This is a genomic window from Lentzea sp. NPDC005914, from assembly GCF_040629405.1.
Classification (GTDB): domain Bacteria; phylum Actinomycetota; class Actinomycetes; order Mycobacteriales; family Pseudonocardiaceae; genus Lentzea.
Window position 1 is genome coordinate 99513 of record NZ_JBEXVQ010000002.1, and the last position, 16342, is coordinate 115854.

Sequence of the window (16342 nt, forward strand, 5' to 3'; positions counted from 1 at the left end):
CTCCTAGGCCTTCGGGATGTTGAACAGGCTCATGAACCCGGCCGCGAACCCCAGGTCACCCTTCACCTTCAGCTTGCCCGTCATGAACAGCACGGGGGCGGAGGCGTTCCCGGTCGCGAGCTTCAGGAAGTCGGCGGGCGTCAGCGTCACGATGGCGCGGGCCTCGCGCGTCACGCCCTTGTTGATGGTGCAGTGCGCGTCTTCGATGATGGCCTCGTACACGTCTTCCAGCACGTGGAAGTGCACGACGGCACGCGTGGCGCCGGCCCGGTCCGCGCGGAAGTGGACCTCCATGCGGCGGAACACCTCGTCCAGCACGCGCGTGCGCAGTGCGGCGTCGGAGACCACGCCCTCGATCTGGTCCTTCGAGGCGCGCGAGATGATCCGGGCGAAGTTGGACGGGTCCATCTTCGAGAGGTCGAGGTCCGCGCCGCCGTCGGCCAGGGTGCCCAGGGCGTTCAGCAACGCCGCGAAGTCGGACTTGCCGAGCTTCTTGGGGTCGATTCCACGGGCGATGACGTCGATGTCGACATCGGCCAGAGCGGGGTCGTCCGGCGAGATCTGCTGCAACGTGCTGATCAGCTCAGCCGGGCTGAGCTTCGCGATCGCCTCGGTGGTGAGGTCGAGCGTCATTGACACACCTCCTGGTACCTACTCGCGAGTAAGACTACTGTCGAGTAGGTATGGCGGCAAGCCGATCGGATAATCTTGTTCCTCCGAACCGAGGGGGTGTGATGCGCACAGAAGGTCGAGCCAAGCGCTTGCCACGCGCAGTGCGTGAGCGCCAGATCATGGACGCCGCCGTGGACGTGTTCTCGCGGCTCGGCTTCCACGCCGCCTCGATGGACGAGATCTCCGAGGTCGCGGGCATTTCCAAGCCGATGCTCTACGCGTATCTCGGGTCGAAGGAAGAGCTGTTCGCGACCTGCATCCGGCGTGAGGCGACGCGGATGATGGAGGCCATCGCGACCGGCGTCGAGCCCGACCAGGAACCCGACGTGCAGCTGTGGAGCGGCCTGCGGGCCTTCTTCGGCTTCGTCGGCGAGAACCGGGCGAGCTGGATGGTGCTGCACCGCCAGGCGTCGAGCCAGGGCGGGCCGTTCGCGGTCGAGCTCATCGACATGCGCAGCCGCGCGGTCTCGCTGGTCGCCGCGCTGCTCACCCAGTCCACGAAGGCACCCGCGACCAAGCTCGAGGCCGAGTCGCTGGCCGCCGCGCTGGTCGGTGCGGGTGAGTCGCTCGCGGAGTGGTGGCTCGATCACCCCGAGGAACCCGCCGGTGTCGTCGCGGCACGCCTAATGAACCTCGTCTGGATGGGCTTCGGCGACCTCGTCGACGGCAACGTCTGGCACCCGCCGTCACGTCGCTGACCCCAGCAGGTGGGGTCCTTTGCCCCACACGCCGAACTCCCAGCCGCCGGAAACCTCGAAAGCGGAGAACTCGACGCGACCGGGGATGAGCAGCGGCTTCTTGAACCGGACGTCCACGGTCACCGCCTCGGGCAGCCGGCCCTCCAGCGCGGCCAGGCAGCGCGCCTTCGTCCACATCCCGTGGGCGATCGCGCGCTTGAACCCGAACAGTCTGGCGCTCACCGGGTGCAGGTGGATCGGGTTCCGGTCGCCGGACACCGCCCCGTAGCGCCGCCCGATGTCCGCGGGCACTCGCCACACCGCCGACCCGGCCGGCCGCTCCAGTTCCTCCCCTGAGCCGGAGCCTGGACCGCTCCGCCGCAGGTAGGTCGAAACCCCTTCCCAGACACCGGAAACCGACGTCACCACGTCGACCTGCGTGCCCTGCGGATGCGGACGCAGATCGCGCGCGGACACCGTGATCTCCAACGGCTCGTCCAACGTCAAGGGTCGTGACTGGGTGATCCGGTTCGCGATGTGCACCAGGCCCGGCAACGGGAACGGGAACCCCGAGCCCGTCATCAGCTTCATCTGCAACGGAAAGCCCAGCACGTGCGGGTAGGTCAGCGGCAACGCGTCGCGCAACCCGAACCCGCACACCGCGTTGTAGGCGGTGAGATGCTTCAGCGAGACGTCGAACGTGCCCGAAACCGGTTGGGCGGCAAGGGTTTCCCCGCGCCGGAACGACGTCAGGGCGGCACGCAGCAACATCACGCCCCCAAAAGCATCTGGCCGCACACCCGCACCACGTTCCCGTTCACGCCACCAGAACCCGGCGACGCGAACCACGCCACGGTCTCCGCCACGTCGACCGGCAGCCCGCCCTGCGAAAGGCTGTTCATCCGCCGCCCGACCTCGCGCGTCGCGAACGGCACGGCCGCGGTCATCTTCGTCTCGATGAACCCCGGTGCGACGGCGTTGATCGTGGCCCCGCGAGCAGCCAGCACAGGCGCCAAGGACCGAACCATCCCGATCACGCCCGCCTTCGAGGTGGCGTAGTTGGTCTGGCCGACGTTGCCCGCGATGCCGGCGATCGACGACACCCCGACGATCCGCCCGCCCGCACGCAGCACGTCGCCTTCGAGCAGCGCCGCGTTGATCCGTTCCTGGCAGGCGAGGTTGACCTCGAGCACGGAGTCCCACAACGAGGAGTCCATGCGCGCCAACGTCTTGTCGCGTGTGATGCCCGCGTTGTGCACGACGATGTCCACACCGCCGTGCCGCTCCAGCAGGTACGACGTCAGCCGCGCGGGATCGCCGGTGATGTCGAGCTGCAACGCCGACCCGCCAACGGAGTTCGCCACCGCCGACAACGAGTCCCCGGCGGCGGGCACGTCCAGGCAGATCACGTGCGCGCCATCGCGTCCCAGCGTCGTGGCGATCGCCTCGCCGATGCCCCGCGAAGCACCCGTGACCAGCGCGACCTTGCCTTCGAGCGTGCCAACGGGAGAAGTCGAGGACACGTGGATCACCTGACCGGACACGTAAGCCGACCGTCCGGACAGCAGGAAGCGCAGCGTGGACTCGACACCGTCCTCGGCGCCGTCCGCCACGTACACCAGGTTGGCCGTGCCGCCCCGCCGCAGCTCCTTGCCGACCGACCGGACGAAGCCTTCGAGCGCCCGCTGCGCCACGGAGTCCGGCGACCGTCCGATGACGATCACCCGCCCGCACGGTCCCAGCTGTGTGATCACCGGGTGGAAGAAGTCGTGGAGCTGCCGCAGATCGGAGACGGCAACGATGTCAGAAGCGTCGAACACCAGCGCGCCGTAAGGAGCGGGCCCGGTTTCGAGCTGCTTCAGGAAGGAGAGCCGGGAACTGCCACCGACCAGCACGGGTGTGGCCAGAGCGGCGTCGCGGCGGAGTGGATACGGGTTCGGCAGGCCGAGCCTGCGCACGAGCTGGCGACCCAGCCCTGAAGAGGCGAACTTCTGGTACCTGTCCACGTCACACAACCTACTCGCTAGTAAGTCTACCCGCTAGTAGGTAGTATGCCGTCATGCGAGTAGCGATCATCGGCGGCAACCGCATCCCGTTCGCCCGCTCGAACGGCCCGTACGCCACCGCGTCGAACCAGGACATGTTCACCGCGGTGCTCGACGGCCTGGTCAGCCGCTTCGGCCTGCAGGGAGAACGTCTCGGTGAGGTGGTCGCGGGTGCGGTGCTCAAGCACTCGCGGGACTTCAACCTCGTCCGCGAGTCGGTGCTGGGCAGCAAGCTCAGCCCCGAAACTCCGGCGTACGACCTCCAGCAGGCGTGCGGCACCGGACTTCAGGCGATCATCGCGGTCGCCAACAAGATCGCGCTGGGCCAGATCGAGGCGGGCATCGCCGGCGGTGTCGACACCACCAGCGACGCACCGATCGGCGTGAACGAGAACTTCCGCAAGCTGCTGCTGGAGTTCAACCGCACGCGCAAGGTCAGCCTGCTGACCAAGCTGCGCCCCGGCCACGTCGTCCCGCACCTGCCCCGCAACGGCGAACCGCGCACCGGCATGTCCATGGGCGAGCACGCGGCCATCACCGCGGCCAAGTTCGGCATCGCCCGCGAGGACCAGGACGAGCTCACCGCGCGCAGCCACCAGAACCTCGCTCGCGCCTACGACGAGGGCTTCTTCGACGACCTCGTCACCCCGTACCTGGGCCTCACGCGCGACCAGAACCTCCGCCCGGACAGCAGCGCCGAGAAGCTCGCCAAGCTCAAGCCGGTCTTCGGCGACACGATGACCGCCGGCAACTCGACCCCGCTCTCCGACGGTGCCTCCGCGGTCCTGCTGGCCACCGAGGAGTGGGCGAAGGCCCGCAAACTCCCGGTTCTCGCGTACCTGACGTTCGCCGAGACCGCCGCCGTCGACTACGTGCACGGCGACGAGGGCCTGCTCATGGCGCCGGTCCACGCCGCACCGCGCATGCTCGAGAAGGCCGGCCTCAAGCTGCAGGAGTTCGACTTCTACGAGGTGCACGAGGCGTTCGCGTCGCAGGTGCTCGCCACGTTGAAGGCCTGGGAGCCCGACCTCGGCGAGATCGACCGGACCAAGCTGAACGTCAACGGCTCGTCGCTCGCGGCAGGCCACCCGTTCGCCGCCACCGGTGCCCGAATCGTCGCGACGCTCGCGAAGTTGCTGCACCAGAAGGGCAGTGGGCGTGGGTTCGTGTCGATCTGCGCTGCGGGCGGTCAGGGCATCACGGCGATCCTGGAGCGATGAGTTTCGCGGGCCCGTGAAGTCCAACCATCCGAACCCGATCAGGAGAAGGATGGCGGACATGACTTTGCAGGCGGTTCTGGAGGCTCACCGAGAGACCACGCCCGACGCGGTCGCGCTCGTCGCACGAGGAGACGACGTCGAGTTCGCGGCGGTCGGAGAGGACACCCGAGAGTCGATCTTCCCGATCGCCTCGGTGACCAAGCCGATCGTCGCGGCCGCCGCGATGCTGCTCGTCGAGGACGGCACGATCGCCCTCGACGACCCGATCGCGAAGTGGTTGCCGGAACTGGCGAACCCGGTGGTCGTCCGCTCGCCTGACAGTCCGCTCGACGACGTCGTCCCGGCGACGAAGCCGATCACCGTCCGGCACCTGCTGGCGTCCCGTTCCGGCTGGGGCTTCACGGCCGACTTCTCGTTGCCCGCCACCCAGAAGCTCTTCGAACAGGCGCACCTGCACGGCCGCGAGGACCTGCCGACTCCTGAAGAGTGGCTCAAGCAACTGGCCGACGTCCCGCTGCTGCACGAGCCCGGCGACGGCTGGCTCTACAACACCTCGTACGACGTGCTCGGCGTCCTGCTTCACCGCGTGACGGGCTCGCTCCCGGACTTCTTCGCCGAACGCCTCTACACCCCGGCGGGCATGAGCAACACCAGCTTCATCAGCGAAGCGCTTCCGTCCGGCGCGGGCGGCCTGAAGTCCACTGTGGACGATCTGCTGGCGTTCAACCGGTTCCTGGTGTCGAGCGGCCTGCTCCCGAAGCTCGCGGTCGACGTCACGACCGCGCAGGAGCGCGAGGCCGCGCAGATCTTCCTGGAAGGACAGGGCTGGGGCTTCGGCGGCAGCGTCGACATCGCCGAGATCGACCCGTGGAACGTCAAGGGCCGCTACGGCTGGGTTGGCGGCTCGGGCACCGCGGCCCACGTGGTCCCGTCCCAGAACCTGATCACGGTTCTGCTCACCCGCACGGCCATGACCAGTCCCACCCCGACGCCCGTCATGCGCGATTTCTGGCGCATTGCGCAACTGGACCGCGCGTAACGGGATCCATCGTGCACACTCCCTGCACCGCGATTCTGCGGTTCCTGGGGGTAAGTCATGCGTGCTGTGGTCGCGGTCGCGCTGCTGGTCGGGGTGTACGTCCTCGTGCTGGCGGTGCTGGCCGGAATCGTGCTGGTCGACGTGCTGTGGTTCGTGAACGACCGGCCGATCGCCGTCATCTGGTGGTCCATCATCGGAGGGATGCTGGCGTTCGCGCTGGTCAGCGCTCTGTTCGCGGTGGCGGGAACGTCGGACGACGAGGTGCACGGCGAGCTGGTCGGCGAGCAGGACGAGCCCGAACTGTGGGCGCTGGTCCGCAGGCTCGCGGCCGAGGTCGGCACCCGTGCGCCGGACCGGATCTTCATCGTGGCCGAGGCGAACGCCGCGGTGTCGCAGCGAACCAGGCTGCTCGGCCTCGTCGCGACCACCCGCCGAATGTACGTGGGTGCGCCACTGCTCGCGTGCATGACGGAGCGTCAGCTGAGCTTCGTCCTCGCGCACGAGCTGGGCCACTACAGCAACCGCGACACGAGGCTGATGGGCGTGGTCGCGGCCGGGCGCGTGGCGTTGATCCGCATGATCAGCAAGTTGAACGACCGTTCCTGGTACCACGCCGCGGTCGCCCTGATGTTCGCTCTCTACGCGAGGCTCTACTTCTCGGTCACGGCGTCCCTGTCGCGTCAGCAGGAGTTCGCCGCCGACGCCGCGGCCACGCGGATCGCGGGAACGGACGCCGCGGCGAGTGCGCTGCGAGAGGTGCGAGCGGTCGAGGCCGCCTGGAGCCTGTTCCACGACAAGCACTTCCGCCCCGCCTGGGAGGCCGGCTTCCTGCCGACGACGATCTTCACCGCCTTCACCGGGCTGCTCGGCTCGCCGGAGCTCCGCGCCTTCCTCAACTCGGTCAGGGAGAACCCACCCGAACGCGAGCACAGCCCGTACGACTCGCATCCACCGCTGCCGGACCGGATCGCCGCGGTCACGGCTCTGGCCGTGCCGGGCAGGGGTACCGACCGCCCGGCAGGCGCGTTGCTCGCGAACGGCGGCGCGGTGATGGACAAGACGCTGGTCAGTGAGCTGGTCGAGGAGCTCGGAGTGAAGCGGCGCGTCGACTGGGCCACGTTGTCGCACACCGCCGCCCGCGCGACCAGGATCGAACGGTCGCGGCGGTTGCTGCGCGTCGGCGGCGGCTCGCTCGGAACCGTTCTCGACACGCTCGACGAGGGCAAGCTGGCCGTGCTGCTGCGCACCGACGTCCGGCCGGGCAGCGGAACGTCGGGGGTGAGGGTGCGCCGCGAGTTCGCCCGAGGGCTGCTGATCGCGGAGCTGACCGCGTTGGTCGAGCTCACCCTCGCGGACCGGCACCAGGCGCGCTGGGAGTCCGACTGGCTGGGCACCACCACGTTCCAGGGCCCCGATCTCGGCAGGGAGATCGAGCAGGCCACCGACGACGGGGGCTCCACGGCCGGGCTGCGCGCGGCACTGGCCGGCATCCGCATCGACGAAGCACCGGCCCGGTAGGAGGACGACGTGGTGGTGACCGATCCGGCCAAGCACGCCGAGCGCTGGGGCCTGGTGCCCGACGTGTACGTCCGCGACCACTTCCCGGAGGAGGACCCCGTGCTCGCCCGCGCGATCACGGCCGTGTCGCGCGGTCAGTGGCAGCTCGCCGCGGACGCGATGGGGGCCTCGTGGGGCGACTGGGAGCTCCGCGCCAGGGTGACCGAGTCGCTGGCCCGCGAAGGCGCGCGCTCCGACGGGTGGCTCAACGCCTGGCGTGCGGAACGGCCGGACCGCGATCTCGCCGTGCTCGACGCGGCCGCGTGGGTGCAGGTGGCGAAGGAGATTCTCGGCGACAGCCAGGAGCAGGAGCACCTCGACGGCTTCCACCGCGTGCTGCGCCGGGCGGAACGGGCCGCACTGGCCGCGACCGAGCTCGCCCCGCAGGACCCGACACCGTGGTGGACGCTGGTCCAGGTCGCCCAGGGCCTGTCGTTCGACCAGGCGCGCTTCGCCGAGATCTGGCACGAGCTCGTGAGCCGTGCACCGGACCACCGGGCCGCGCACGAGGTCGCGCTGGAGTACTGGGCAGGGCAGTCGGCCGACGTGATGCTCGACTTCGCGGCGAACGCGGGCCCGGCACTGGTGCTGCGAGCGGCCTTCCTGCTGGAGGACGAGGACCCGATCATCTGGCGCACGCCGCTCGTGGCCGACGCGATGGAGCAGCTCCTGGCCGCGGACGAGCTGTCGAACGACGACCGCGGCTACCTGATCGTCGCGCTCTACGACCACAACCGGTTCACCGCGGCGATCGAGCAGTTCAAACTGCTCGGCAGCCGGGCGGACGGGGCGCCGTGGCACCGCTTCGAAGACGCGAAGGGCACGTTCCTCGAATACCGCTGGAACACCTGCCGGAAGGCCGCGCTCTAGCCCTCAGTCGAGCAACGACCAGGCAGCCGTGCAGGACGCCGACACGGTGATCTGCTGCGCCTTGAGGTTCAGCTGGTCGACCATCCCCGCGGGCCCGGCCATCTCGAACGACGCGGAAGCCATCCGCGGCGAGTAGTGCGAGTTGCCGTCGGTGTCGCCGATCCGCAGCAACGGCCCGAGCCGCCGCCCCAGAGCCGACGCGTAGCCCTCGGCCCGTCGCAGCGCATCCGCCACGGCTTCCTTCTGCGCCTCGCGGATGGCCTCGGTGTCGTCGACGAGCGTCCACGACGGTCCGTTGACCCACGACGGCTCGTTCTGCACGAGGTCGGCCAGCAGCCCGTCGAGCTTGTCGAGGTCGGACACCCAGATCACGTACTGCTGCTGAGCGCGGCTGCCGACGCGCTGGTTGTTGTCCCAGTTGTCGTGCACGGACAGCTGCCGCGACCGCACCTCGAAGTCCTCGAGCAGCGGTTCAACGGCGGAAATGCGCTGGTTGAGCGTGCTCACCGCCTCAGAGCGCTCGGCTCCGACAGCCTCGAACGTCACGTCCACCTGGGCGCGGTCGGCGGTTCGCTCGACCTCGCCGGTCCCCTTCGTCACGACTTCAGCCACGGTGCCCAGCCAACCGGTGCCCAGGTCCATCCGCAACTATTCTGCTGTATTGCATCAATACTAGAAAGCTGAATACACAGGCATCCGGAGGCACTTCGAGGTTCGTCTGCGCGTCTCTACTCCAGGCACTAGAAACGCCGATACGGTGCGAGCCATGGACCCGGTGCGCAACCCGTTCGCTCCCGGTGCAGGCCAGCGGCCTCCTGAGCTCGCCGGCCGGGACAAAGAGGTCGGCGCGTTCGAGGTGGTGCTCGAACGCGTGGCCCGCGGCCGTCCCGAACGCAGCCTCGTGCTGACGGGGCTGCGGGGTGTCGGCAAGACCGTGCTGCTCGGTGAGCTGCGGTCGATGGCGGTCAAACGCGGCTGGGGCGCGGGCAAGGTCGAGGCCCGGCCGGACGCGGATCTCAGAAGGCCGCTCTCGGCCGCGCTGCACCGGGCGATCCGCGACCTCGCCGTCCGGCATCGCGCACCGGACCGGGTCGAGGCGATCCTGGGCATCCTGAAGGCGTTCGCGCTCAGAGCCGCTCCGGAGGGCGCCAAGCTGCGCGACCGCTGGCAGCCGGGCATCGACGTCCCGGCCGCTCAGGGCAGGGCGGACTCCGGTGACATCGAGATCGACCTGGTCGAGCTGTTCACCGACGTCGCCGAGCTCGCGCAGGACGTCGGCACGGGCGTGGCGCTGCTCATCGACGAGATGCAGGACCTCAAGCCGGACGACATCAGCGCGTTGTGCGCGGCGTGCCACGAGTTGTCCCAGCTCGGCGCACCTCTCGTGGTGGTCGGCGCCGGTCTGCCGCATCTTCCGGCCGTGCTGTCCGCCAGCAAGTCGTACTCGGAGCGGCTCTTCCGCTACGTGCGGATCGACCGGCTCAGCCGTGAGGACGCCGACCGCGCGGTGCTCGCCCCGGTCGAACGGGAGGACGCGGGCATCACGGACGAGGCGCTGGACGCCCTCTTCGACGCCAGCGGCGGTTACCCGTACTTCATCCAGGCCTACGGCAAGGCCGCCTGGGACGCGGCGCCGGCCGATCCGATCAGCGCGATGGACGTCTCCGTGGCCGCTCCGGAGGCCGACGCGGAGTTGGCCGTGGGCTTCTTCGGCTCCCGATACGAGCGTGCAACGCCCGCTGAACGCGAGTATCTCCGGGCGATGGCCGAGTTGACCGACGGAAAGGATGCGGGCGTCAACACCGCCCAGGTCGCTGACCACCTGGGTCGCAAGCCCTCGTCGCTGTCGCCCGCGCGGGACTCGCTCATCAAGAAAGGCCTGGTCTACAGCGCGGAACGGGGTCAGATCGCCTTCACCGTGCCGCACTTCGGGAGGTTCCTGCTCGGTCGGGAGGAATGACGACAGGCACCCCGGCGTTGTCCGGCCGTTCACGTTGTCAACCGATGATTCATCGGCCTGTGCCCCAACTCACCGGATAATCGCGTGCGTTTGAGGGTAGGAGGGTGCATACTTAAGTCACCAACCAAACAGACCTCGCAGAGGGAAGTGCAGACCGAGATGAACTTCGCAGCGAAGCTCCGCGCCCGTCGTGCCGAGGCGCGCAACCGGAAGGCCGTGGCTCGCGCGATCGACATGGCGACCACCCCGTCCATGCGTCACGAGCTGATGGCAATCGCCCAGGCTCAGGTCACCACCCTGCGCTGACTTTCTGACCCGGCACTCGCACGGCGCCCCGTCGCGAGTGCCTCCCCAAACGGAAACCCCTGGAGCACCTCCCGCGCTCCAGGGGTTTCATTCTGTTAAACGTGATCCACGCCACAGTATGATGGCGTTGTAACAGCGCACATCGGTCCGCCGATGTCACAGTTGACCTCGCGGTGCTGTCGGACCCCCGACCTGGCAGCACCGCGAGGTTTCTTGTTTGCTGGGGACATGAAGATCGCCGTGCTCGGCACCGGCCTCATGGGTGCCCCCATCGCAGCCAATCTCGCCGCAGCCGGACATGACGTCCGGGTCTGGAACCGCACGCGCGCCAAGGCCGAACCGCTCGCCGCTCAGGGCGCGGTCGTCGCCGGCACTCCCGCCGAAGCCGTCGAGGGCGCGGAAATCGTGCTGACGGTGCTCAACGACGGCCCCACTGTCACCGCGACCATGCAGGAAGCCGCTCCGTCGTTGTCGCACGACGCGGTCTGGATCCAGGTGTCCACGGTCGGCGTCGTGGCGACGGACGACCACATCGCGCTGGCCCGCTCGCTCGGCCTGGAGTTCGTCGACGCGCCGGTGCTGGGCAGTGTGAAGCCGGCAGCCGAGGGCAAGCTCGTCGTGCTCGCGTCGGGTGCCGCGCAACTGCGTGACCGCGTCCAGCCGGTGTTCGACGTGATCGGCGCCCGCACGATGTGGGTGGGCGAGGCGGGTGCGTCGTCGCGGCTGAAGCTCGTCGCGAACAGCTGGGTGCTCGCGCTGACCGCCGCCGTCGGTGAGGCCGTGTCGCTGGCGGAGGCCTCCGGGCTCGACCCGAAGCTGTTCCTGGACGCCGTTTCCGGCGGCGCGATGGACTGCGCGTACCTGCAGATGAAGGGCAACGCGATCATCGAGCGCTCGTTCCCGCCCGCCTTCACCGTGCAGAACGCGTTGAAGGACGCGTTGCTGGTGAACGAGGCCGCGGTGCTGGCCAACGTGCAGCTCGACGTCGCACAGGCTTCGGCCGCCCGTCTCAACCGCGCGGTGACCCGCGGCCACGCGAACGAGGACATGGCCGCGTCTTATTTCGCCAGCTTCGAATAGCGACGATCGGCCGGTCCGGTGGGCGTGCGGGCTCAATAGCTTGGCTGTGTGAACAGACTCGCACGCTCCCTGCTGGCGTTCGGCCTGGCCGCGACACAGGTCATGGCCGTCGCCTCGGTCGCCACCGCCGCTCCCGACATCAAGGACCGCATCGCCGCCATCCCCGGCGTGCGGATCATCAGCGAGGGGACGTCCGGCACCGCGCGGACGTTCGTGCTCGGCATCCAGCAGCCCGCGGACCACCGCAAGCCGCGCGGACAGCAGTTCGAGCAGCGCTTCTCGTTGCTGCACAAGGCCGAGACCAAGCCGATGGTGCTGCACACCTCCGGCTACCACCTGTCCGGCACCATCAGCGCCTCCGAGCCCGCCCGGCTCGTCGACGGCAACCAGATCAGCGTGGAGCAGCGGTTCTTCACGCCGTCACGGCCCTCGCCCGCCGACTGGGACGACCTGAACATCTGGCAGGCGGCCAACGACCACCACCGGATCGTCGCCGCGTTCAAGAAGATCTACGGCGCGAAGTGGCTATCGACCGGTGCCAGCAAGGGTGGCATGACGTCGGTCTACCATCGCCGGTTCTTCCCGCGTGACGTGGACGCGACCATCGCGTACGTGGCACCCAACGACGTGGTGAACGACCACGACGTCTACGGCGAGTTCATCCGCAACGTCGGCAACGACCCGACGTGCAACCGGCGGCTGGAAGGCGTGCAGCGGCAGATCCTGCAGAACCGCGACGCTCTGGTGCAGCGCCTGGAAGCCAAGGGGTACACGTACAAGCAGTTCGGCGGCGCGCACCGGGCGCTGGAGGTCCTGGTGCTGGACACGCCGTTCACGTTCTGGCAGTACGGCGCGCAGGACCAGTGCGCACTGGTCCCCGGCGCCACGGCCTCGGTGGACGACCTCTGGACGTTCATCGACAAGACCGTCGGCTGGGACTTCTACACCGACGCGGGCGTCGCGCCCTACGAGACCTACTACTACCAGGCCGGCACGCAGCTCGGCTGGCCGGAAGCCGACGAGTCCGCGGTGCGCACCCTGTTGCGCTACCCCGGTTCCAGCGTGCCGCGCACGATGGTGCCCGCTTCGATCGAGTTCCCGCGCTTCGACCGGCACGCGATGAAGGACGTCGACCGCTGGGTGCGCTACCAGGGTTCGCGGCTGCTGTTCGTGTACGGGCAGAACGACCCGTGGAGCGCGGAACCGTTCCGCGTCGGGCCGGGTACGCACGACTCGCTGTCGTTCACGGTGCCGGGCGGCAACCACGGTTCCAACATCGCGAAGCTGCCGGAGAAGGACCGCGCCGCGGCCACCTCCGCCGTGCTGCGGTGGGCCGGCGTTTCGGCGTCCGTCGGGGCGCTTGCGACCGATGACGGCCCGGACTCGCTGGACGCGCTGCGGGCACGCCGGGGCTGAGGCACGCTGGAGGCGTGAAGCCGTTGCTCGTGGTCGATGCCGCCAACGTCGTCGGTTCGGTGCCCGACGGGTGGTGGCGCGACAGAGCGGGCGCGGCCGAACGCCTCCGCGACGCCCTGCAGGGCCGTGACGAGGAGGTCGTCCTGGTCGTGGAAGGCAAGGCGCGCAACGTGTCCAGTGTCGACGGCGTCCGGGTGGTCGCCGCGCCGGGCTCCGGTGACGACAAGATCGTCGAGGTGGTGCAGGAAGAGGGCGCCGGCCGTCCGGTGACGGTGGTGACCGCCGACCGCGAGCTGCGGCGGCGGGTGACGGCTCTGGGTGCCGAGGTGGCAGGACCCACCTCGGTGCCGCGCCGTTAGAGCCGGAAGAGCTGTTCGAGGACCTGGGCGACGCCGTCCTCGGTGTTCGGCGGCGCGTGGTTGACGCAGGCTTGCTTGACGACGGGGTGTGCGTTGCCCATCGCGTACGCCGTGCCCGCCCACCCGAGCACCGACAGGTCGTTCGGCATGTCCCCGAACGCGATGACCTCGTCCTTGCCGATTCCCCTTGTGTTGCAGAGGGATTCGAGCGTCGCGGCCTTCGACACCCCGGGCGGGCTGATCTCCAGCATGCCGATTCCGCCGGAGTGCGTCACGGAGACGTGCTGCCCGACCGCCTGCATGGCGATCTCCATCATGTGGTCGCTCTCGCCGTCCGGTGCCCAGGCGAGCATCTGCACGACCTGGTGCGCCTCCTCGAGAACGTGGTCGAGCAGCTCCAGTGTCCGATGTGGATTCTTCGGCCCGAAACCCTGGAAACCGGGCTCGGACAACGTCTCGAGCCCGGTCTCCACCGCGATGCCGACGTTCGGGATCACGCTCGCGAGCGCCTCCGACACCTTCCGCACGACGTCGAACGGCACCGTCTGCGCGTGCGTGATCTCCCGGTTCGTCAGGTCGTAGATCATCGCCCCGTTCGCGCAGATCGCCGTCCCGGTGAGGTCGAGGTTCTGCACGAACCGCGGCGGCCGTGCCGTGACGATCACGACGTCCGCCTCGACGGCGTTGAGCGTGGCGCGTGTGCGATCGCTCAGCACGCCGCCCGGTTGCAGCAGCGTGCCGTCGAGGTCGGTCGCGATCAGCCTGATCATCAGCCGATTATCGGGCAGGGTTCAGCTCGGCAGATCCACGATCGCGAAGTTCGCCATCCCTGCGGCCGCGACGTCACTCACCCCGCTGATCGTGGTCTGCACCGGCGAGCTCGCTCGGCAGGTGCGAGTCAGCGGCCAGGTGCTGCAGGTGTCCCAGGTGCCGTTGCCCAGGTTCCCGCGGTCCGCGTTGCGTCCCCACGCCCACACCGATCCGTCCGGCTTGAGGGCGAACGTCGTTCCGGTACTGCTGTCGATCTTGGTCACGCCGGTCAGGCCCTGCACCTCGACCGGAACGCTGGAGCGGCACTCTTCGGCTTTGCGGCACCAGGTTCCCGTGCCGAGCGTCCCCCAGTAGTCGTCGCCCCACGCCCACACCTTGCCATCGGAAGTGGTGGCATACCCGACTTCGTCGCCGCCCGCGATCGAGACCACGCCGGTCAACCCGGCCACCTGCGCGGGGCGGGGCTCGCTGCTCTGCAGTGGCGCGCCTGTTCCGGTCTCACCCTTCCAGTTGCGCCCCCACGCCCAGGCAGTGCCATCGGAGCGCAACGCGTAGGCGGTCTCGGTTCCGCCCGCCGCGATCGCGGTGATCTTGGTGGTTCCGGGTAGCGGCACGGGGACTCGCAGCGGCGTGCCCGGCGGGCAGACCTGACCTTCCGGACAGCTGGCACCGCCCAGGCCGTCCCGCACGTTGCTGCCCCACGCCCACACAGTGCCGTCGGACTTCAACGCGTACGCGTTCTGGTGGGTGGCGGCGACGGCCGTCACGCCGGTGAGGCCGTACACCCGCAGCGGAACGTTCGAGTCGCCCGCGGTGCCCGTGCCGAGCTGCCCGGCGTCGTTCCAGCCCCATGCCCACACGGTGCCGTCGGACTTCAACGCGTATCCGGACCAATCGCCCGCGACCACATCGGTCACGCCGTCGAGTCCGGTGACCCGCAGCGGGTCGTACGAGGCGTCGCCGGTAACACCCGTGCCGAGCTGGCCGTACTGGTTGTCGCCCCAGGACCGGACAGTGCCGTCGGACTTCAACGCGTAGGCGTGGTTGACGCCCGCGTCCACCGCGGTCATCCCGGACAGCCACGGACGCCGGGAAGGCGTCTTGCCGTAGGAGTAGTTCCCGCCCCAGCCGTACACACAGCCGGAGACGCACGGCCCTGGCTCGGCGAAGAAGCCCGCGACGTCGACGATCAGGTCGGTCGAACCCGCGTTGTTGTACAGCGTCATCAGCGCGTCGTTCCCGAGCCTGACCACAGCGCTGTTCGCCGTGTCACGCCCCGGAGTCAGGTTCAGGTTCGACGTGGCCGGCTGCGTCGAACCACTTGCGTAGGCGATCACGTGGGTCGGTGAGGTCGTGTTGGTGCCCGTCAGGTTCAGCACCGCGCCGGCCGCGTTGGCCGGGATCTTGGGCGCGAGCTGGACGGGCATGGCCCACCGAGGTCCGAACGGGCCGGTCGAGCTGCGGGAGTCGAAGGCGCGCACCGGAGTTACCGGGAAGAACCGGTGCCCGCCAGGTCCGTAGTAGCCGACCACGTCCACGATCAGATGGACGCCCCCCGCGTTGTTGTGCAGGTTGGCCCGCCTGTTGCGGCCGAGCTTGACGGTCACGAGGTTGGAGGCGGTCTGGCCTGGTACCAGGTTCAGACTCGATACGCCGGGGCCTTCGTAGTCGGAAGGGTACGCGGCCACGTGGGTTGCCGCGGTCGGCTCGGTGCCGGTCAGGTTGAAGGTCACCGAGGTGGCGTAGTCCGGCACCACGCCGGTGAAATCCAGATCCGGGTAGTTGCTCGGAGGCACGAGATGGGTGGTGCGGGTGTCCATGAGCCTGGTCGGGGTGGTGCTGGAGAACCCCGCCCCGTTGCCGATGCTGTAGTAGCCGGAGAGGTCCGCGATCAGGTGCACCGCGCCCGCGTTGTTGAACAGCCAGATCTTCCGGTCTTCCGGCAGCACGACGGTGACCTGGTTCGCCCTCGTCTCGCCCGCGACGAGGTTGAGGTTGGAGATGTCCGGCACGTTGTGGTCGGTCGGCGACACCCGGATGTGGGTAGGAGTCGTCGGCTCGGTGCCGGTCAGGTTGAACACCACCGCGGCCGCCGTGTCCGGCAGCACCGCGGAGAGGTCCAGCTGCACCGAGGAGCTGACCGGCTCCACCTTGCCGCCGGTTCCCGTGCCGTTCCTCGTGTCCAGGACGCGCCGCGGGGCCACGGGAACGAAGGCGTAGCCGTCGCCGATCGTCGAAGCGACCGGTTCGGCCTGTGCCACGACGGGGTGGACCCCGAGCAGTGCGAGCACGCCGATGAGCAGGTAGAGCCGTCTCATGAATCCCCCCAGAAACGCGATGAGCCGGCTCACTGTAAATCGGGAAATGGCG

Annotated in this window: 16 protein-coding genes; 10 read left to right on the plus strand and 6 right to left on the minus strand. The window is 69.0% G+C overall.

The features are described 5' to 3' along the window. Positions 1 to 3: 3 nt before the first annotated feature. Positions 4 to 633, minus strand: a complete 630-nt coding sequence (locus ABZ345_RS03235; RefSeq protein ID WP_359842429.1) for an SCP2 sterol-binding domain-containing protein — start codon at positions 631 to 633, stop codon at positions 4 to 6. A gap of 101 nt (positions 634 to 734) precedes the next feature. Here ABZ345_RS03235 and ABZ345_RS03240 point away from each other — a divergent pair, with 101 nt between their 5' ends. Beyond that, complete coding sequence (locus ABZ345_RS03240) at positions 735 to 1370, plus strand: TetR/AcrR family transcriptional regulator (protein ID WP_359842431.1); 636 nt, start codon at positions 735 to 737, stop codon at positions 1368 to 1370. On the opposite strand, the gene ABZ345_RS03245 is transcribed toward ABZ345_RS03240, so the two are convergent. Together ABZ345_RS03245 and ABZ345_RS03250 are read right to left on the minus strand one after the other, a co-directional pair. Continuing rightward, entirely contained in the window at positions 1359 to 2120 is a 762-nt protein-coding gene (locus ABZ345_RS03245) for a MaoC/PaaZ C-terminal domain-containing protein (protein WP_359843095.1), read from the minus strand. The two genes, ABZ345_RS03240 and ABZ345_RS03245, sit on opposite strands and share 12 nt — an antisense overlap. After that, on the minus strand, positions 2120 to 3355 hold the full coding sequence (locus ABZ345_RS03250; RefSeq protein ID WP_359842433.1) for a 3-oxoacyl-ACP reductase: 1236 nt from the start codon (positions 3353 to 3355) through the stop codon (positions 2120 to 2122). The genes ABZ345_RS03245 and ABZ345_RS03250 overlap by 1 nt, the downstream gene beginning before the upstream one ends. 53 nt (positions 3356 to 3408) lie before the next feature. Between ABZ345_RS03250 and ABZ345_RS03255 the strand changes: the two genes are divergently transcribed. The 4 genes from ABZ345_RS03255 to ABZ345_RS03270 are packed head-to-tail and all read left to right on the plus strand — an operon-like array spanning position 3409 to position 8080. Beyond that, complete coding sequence (locus ABZ345_RS03255; RefSeq protein ID WP_359842435.1) at positions 3409 to 4614, plus strand: acetyl-CoA C-acetyltransferase; 1206 nt, start codon at positions 3409 to 3411, stop codon at positions 4612 to 4614. 58 nt (positions 4615 to 4672) lie between these two features. Then, positions 4673 to 5653, plus strand: a complete 981-nt coding sequence (locus ABZ345_RS03260; protein ID WP_359842436.1) for a serine hydrolase domain-containing protein — start codon at positions 4673 to 4675, stop codon at positions 5651 to 5653. 57 nt (positions 5654 to 5710) lie between these two features. After that, the gene (locus ABZ345_RS03265; protein ID WP_359842438.1) at positions 5711 to 7171 is read left to right on the plus strand and encodes a M48 family metallopeptidase; all 1461 of its coding nucleotides are present in this window, start codon (positions 5711 to 5713) and stop codon (positions 7169 to 7171) included. Between the two features lie 9 nt (positions 7172 to 7180). After that, positions 7181 to 8080 (plus strand): hypothetical protein, encoded by a 900-nt coding sequence (locus ABZ345_RS03270; protein ID WP_359842440.1) that lies wholly within the window; start codon positions 7181 to 7183, stop codon positions 8078 to 8080. 3 nt (positions 8081 to 8083) lie between these two features. On the opposite strand, the gene ABZ345_RS03275 is transcribed toward ABZ345_RS03270, so the two are convergent. Continuing rightward, positions 8084 to 8722, minus strand: a complete 639-nt coding sequence (locus ABZ345_RS03275; RefSeq protein ID WP_359842442.1) for an SIMPL domain-containing protein — start codon at positions 8720 to 8722, stop codon at positions 8084 to 8086. A gap of 124 nt (positions 8723 to 8846) precedes the next feature. Between ABZ345_RS03275 and ABZ345_RS03280 the strand changes: the two genes are divergently transcribed. The 5 genes from ABZ345_RS03280 to ABZ345_RS03300 all read left to right on the plus strand — a co-directional run bounded on the left by ABZ345_RS03280 (position 8847) and on the right by ABZ345_RS03300 (position 13201). Continuing rightward, positions 8847 to 10040: an ATP-binding protein gene (locus ABZ345_RS03280; protein WP_359842444.1), complete on the plus strand. Its 1194-nt coding sequence runs from the start codon at positions 8847 to 8849 to the stop codon at positions 10038 to 10040. 159 nt (positions 10041 to 10199) lie between these two features. Further along, positions 10200 to 10346, plus strand: coding sequence for a hypothetical protein (locus ABZ345_RS03285; protein WP_169746017.1), 147 nt, complete (start codon positions 10200 to 10202; stop codon positions 10344 to 10346). A 228-nt stretch (positions 10347 to 10574) separates the two neighbouring features. Further along, positions 10575 to 11426 carry an NAD(P)-dependent oxidoreductase gene (locus tag ABZ345_RS03290; RefSeq protein ID WP_359842446.1) on the plus strand — a complete coding sequence of 284 codons (852 nt, stop codon included), beginning with the start codon at positions 10575 to 10577 and terminating at the stop codon, positions 11424 to 11426. 48 nt (positions 11427 to 11474) lie between these two features. Continuing rightward, a complete protein-coding gene (locus ABZ345_RS03295; RefSeq protein WP_359842448.1) occupies positions 11475 to 12842 on the plus strand; it encodes a S28 family serine protease in 1368 nt (455 codons plus the stop codon). 14 nt (positions 12843 to 12856) lie between these two features. Continuing rightward, positions 12857 to 13201 (plus strand): NTP pyrophosphohydrolase, encoded by a 345-nt coding sequence (locus ABZ345_RS03300; protein WP_359842450.1) that lies wholly within the window; start codon positions 12857 to 12859, stop codon positions 13199 to 13201. Here ABZ345_RS03300 and ABZ345_RS03305 read toward each other — a convergent pair. Together ABZ345_RS03305 and ABZ345_RS03310 are read right to left on the minus strand one after the other, a co-directional pair. Further along, the gene (locus ABZ345_RS03305; RefSeq protein WP_359842452.1) at positions 13198 to 13971 is read right to left on the minus strand and encodes a Cof-type HAD-IIB family hydrolase; all 774 of its coding nucleotides are present in this window, start codon (positions 13969 to 13971) and stop codon (positions 13198 to 13200) included. The genes ABZ345_RS03300 and ABZ345_RS03305 overlap by 4 nt on opposite strands. 21 nt (positions 13972 to 13992) lie before the next feature. Then, complete coding sequence (locus tag ABZ345_RS03310; RefSeq protein ID WP_359842454.1) at positions 13993 to 16290, minus strand: hypothetical protein; 2298 nt, start codon at positions 16288 to 16290, stop codon at positions 13993 to 13995. Positions 16291 to 16342: the final 52 nt, after the last annotated feature.

Bases quoted from the DNA above. Each gene is read 5' to 3' on its own strand.
- ABZ345_RS03310 (WP_359842454.1), bottom strand. From the start codon at position 16,290: ATGAGACGGCTCTACCTGCTCATCGGCGTGCTCGCACTGCTCGGGGTC.
- ABZ345_RS03285 (WP_169746017.1), top strand. From the start codon at position 10,200: ATGAACTTCGCAGCGAAGCTCCGCGCCCGTCGTGCCGAGGCGCGCAAC.
- ABZ345_RS03240 (WP_359842431.1), top strand. From the start codon at position 735: ATGCGCACAGAAGGTCGAGCCAAGCGCTTGCCACGCGCAGTGCGTGAG.
- ABZ345_RS03280 (WP_359842444.1), top strand. From the start codon at position 8,847: ATGGACCCGGTGCGCAACCCGTTCGCTCCCGGTGCAGGCCAGCGGCCT.
- ABZ345_RS03265 (WP_359842438.1), top strand. From the start codon at position 5,711: ATGCGTGCTGTGGTCGCGGTCGCGCTGCTGGTCGGGGTGTACGTCCTC.
- ABZ345_RS03255 (WP_359842435.1), top strand. From the start codon at position 3,409: ATGCGAGTAGCGATCATCGGCGGCAACCGCATCCCGTTCGCCCGCTCG.
- ABZ345_RS03245 (WP_359843095.1), bottom strand. From the start codon at position 2,120: ATGTTGCTGCGTGCCGCCCTGACGTCGTTCCGGCGCGGGGAAACCCTT.
- ABZ345_RS03290 (WP_359842446.1), top strand. From the start codon at position 10,575: ATGAAGATCGCCGTGCTCGGCACCGGCCTCATGGGTGCCCCCATCGCA.
- ABZ345_RS03235 (WP_359842429.1), bottom strand. From the start codon at position 633: ATGACGCTCGACCTCACCACCGAGGCGATCGCGAAGCTCAGCCCGGCT.
- ABZ345_RS03260 (WP_359842436.1), top strand. From the start codon at position 4,673: ATGACTTTGCAGGCGGTTCTGGAGGCTCACCGAGAGACCACGCCCGAC.
- ABZ345_RS03275 (WP_359842442.1), bottom strand. From the start codon at position 8,722: ATGGACCTGGGCACCGGTTGGCTGGGCACCGTGGCTGAAGTCGTGACG.
- ABZ345_RS03305 (WP_359842452.1), bottom strand. From the start codon at position 13,971: ATGATCAGGCTGATCGCGACCGACCTCGACGGCACGCTGCTGCAACCG.